The organism is Pseudomonas sp. Irchel 3H3 (assembly GCF_900187635.1).
Classification (GTDB): domain Bacteria; phylum Pseudomonadota; class Gammaproteobacteria; order Pseudomonadales; family Pseudomonadaceae; genus Aquipseudomonas.
Genome location: NZ_FYEC01000055.1, coordinates 2,101 through 5,187 on the forward strand (window position 1 = coordinate 2,101; position 3,087 = coordinate 5,187).

The 3,087-nt window shown below is 51.0% G+C and carries 1 rRNA gene; it reads left to right on the plus strand.

The annotated features are described in order from the left end of the window. Positions 1-174 precede the first annotated feature (174 nt). Positions 175-3,067 (plus strand): 23S ribosomal RNA (locus tag CKW24_RS27575). Positions 3,068-3,087 lie beyond the last annotated feature (20 nt).

Sequence of the window (3,087 nt, forward strand, 5' to 3'; positions counted from 1 at the left end):
TTTTGATTAGATCGTTCTTTAAAAATTTGGGTATGTGATAGAAAGATAGACTGAACGTTACTTTCACTGGTAACGGATCAGGCTAAGGTAAAATTTGTGAGTTGCTCTATGAGCAAGTGCGAATTTTCGGCGAATGTCGTCTTCATAGTATAACCAGATTGCTTGGGGTTATATGGTCAAGTGAAGAAGCGCATACGGTGGATGCCTTGGCAGTCAGAGGCGATGAAAGACGTGGTAGCCTGCGAAAAGCTTCGGGGAGTCGGCAAACAGACTTTGATCCGGAGATGTCTGAATGGGGGAACCCAGCCATCATAAGATGGTTATCTTAAGCTGAATACATAGGCTTAAGAGGCGAACCAGGGGAACTGAAACATCTAAGTACCCTGAGGAAAAGAAATCAACCGAGATTCCCTTAGTAGTGGCGAGCGAACGGGGACTAGCCCTTAAGTGGCTTTGAGATTAGCGGAACGCTCTGGAAAGTGCGGCCATAGTGGGTGATAGCCCTGTACGCGAAAATCTCTTAGTCATGAAATCGAGTAGGACGGAGCACGAGAAACTTTGTCTGAATATGGGGGGACCATCCTCCAAGGCTAAATACTACTGACTGACCGATAGTGAACTAGTACCGTGAGGGAAAGGCGAAAAGAACCCCGGAGAGGGGAGTGAAATAGATCCTGAAACCGTATGCGTACAAGCAGTGGGAGCAGACTTGTTCTGTGACTGCGTACCTTTTGTATAATGGGTCAGCGACTTATTTTCAGTGGCGAGCTTAACCGAATAGGGGAGGCGTAGCGAAAGCGAGTCTTAATAGGGCGTCTAGTCGCTGGGAATAGACCCGAAACCGGGCGATCTATCCATGGGCAGGTTGAAGGTTGGGTAACACTAACTGGAGGACCGAACCGACTACCGTTGAAAAGTTAGCGGATGACCTGTGGATCGGAGTGAAAGGCTAATCAAGCTCGGAGATAGCTGGTTCTCCTCGAAAGCTATTTAGGTAGCGCCTCATGTATCACTGTAGGGGGTAGAGCACTGTTTCGGCTAGGGGGTCATCCCGACTTACCAAACCGATGCAAACTCCGAATACCTACAAGTGCCGAGCATGGGAGACACACGGCGGGTGCTAACGTCCGTCGTGAAAAGGGAAACAACCCAGACCGTCAGCTAAGGTCCCAAAGTTATGGTTAAGTGGGAAACGATGTGGGAAGGCTTAGACAGCTAGGAGGTTGGCTTAGAAGCAGCCACCCTTTAAAGAAAGCGTAATAGCTCACTAGTCGAGTCGGCCTGCGCGGAAGATGTAACGGGGCTCAAACCATACACCGAAGCTACGGGTATCATCTTAGGATGATGCGGTAGAGGAGCGTTCTGTAAGCCTGTGAAGGTGAGTTGAGAAGCTTGCTGGAGGTATCAGAAGTGCGAATGCTGACATGAGTAACGACAATGGGTGTGAAAAACACCCACGCCGAAAGACCAAGGTTTCCTGCGCAACGTTAATCGACGCAGGGTTAGTCGGTCCCTAAGGCGAGGCTGAAAAGCGTAGTCGATGGAAAACAGGTTAATATTCCTGTACTTCTGGTTATTGCGATGGAGGGACGGAGAAGGCTAGGCCAGCTTGGCGTTGGTTGTCCAAGTTTAAGGTGGTAGGCTGGAATCTTAGGTAAATCCGGGATTCTAAGGCCGAGAGCTGATGACGAGTGTTCTTTTAGAACACGAAGTGGTTGATGCCATGCTTCCAAGAAAAGCTTCTAAGCTTCAGGTAACCAGGAACCGTACCCCAAACCGACACAGGTGGTTGGGTAGAGAATACCAAGGCGCTTGAGAGAACTCGGGTGAAGGAACTAGGCAAAATGGCACCGTAACTTCGGGAGAAGGTGCGCCGGTGAGGGTGAAGGACTTGCTCCGTAAGCCCACGCCGGTCGAAGATACCAGGCCGCTGCGACTGTTTATTAAAAACACAGCACTCTGCAAACACGAAAGTGGACGTATAGGGTGTGACGCCTGCCCGGTGCCGGAAGGTTAATTGATGGGGTTAGCTAACGCGAAGCTCTTGATCGAAGCCCCGGTAAACGGCGGCCGTAACTATAACGGTCCTAAGGTAGCGAAATTCCTTGTCGGGTAAGTTCCGACCTGCACGAATGGCGTAACGATGGCGGCGCTGTCTCCACCCGAGACTCAGTGAAATTGAAATCGCTGTGAAGATGCAGTGTATCCGCGGCTAGACGGAAAGACCCCGTGAACCTTTACTATAGCTTTGCACTGGACTTTGAATTTGCTTGTGTAGGATAGGTGGGAGGCTTTGAAGCGTGGACGCCAGTCTGCGTGGAGCCAACCTTGAAATACCACCCTGGCAACTTTGAGGTTCTAACTCAGGTCCGTTATCCGGATCGAGGACAGTGTATGGTGGGTAGTTTGACTGGGGCGGTCTCCTCCTAAAGAGTAACGGAGGAGTACGAAGGTGCGCTCAGACCGGTCGGAAATCGGTCGTAGAGTATAAAGGCAAAAGCGCGCTTGACTGCGAGACAGACACGTCGAGCAGGTACGAAAGTAGGTCTTAGTGATCCGGTGGTTCTGTATGGAAGGGCCATCGCTCAACGGATAAAAGGTACTCCGGGGATAACAGGCTGATACCGCCCAAGAGTTCATATCGACGGCGGTGTTTGGCACCTCGATGTCGGCTCATCACATCCTGGGGCTGAAGCCGGTCCCAAGGGTATGGCTGTTCGCCATTTAAAGTGGTACGCGAGCTGGGTTTAGAACGTCGTGAGACAGTTCGGTCCCTATCTGCCGTGGACGTTTGAGATTTGAGAGGGGCTGCTCCTAGTACGAGAGGACCGGAGTGGACGAACCTCTGGTGTTCCGGTTGTCACGCCAGTGGCATTGCCGGGTAGCTATGTTCGGAATAGATAACCGCTGAAAGCATCTAAGCGGGAAACTAGCCTCAAGATGAGATCTCACTGGGACCTTGAGTCCCCTGAAGGGCCGTCGAAGACTACGACGTTGATAGGTTGGGTGTGTAAGCGCTGTGAGGCGTTGAGCTAACCAATACTAATTGCCCGTGAGGCTTGACCATATAACACCCAAGCAATTTGA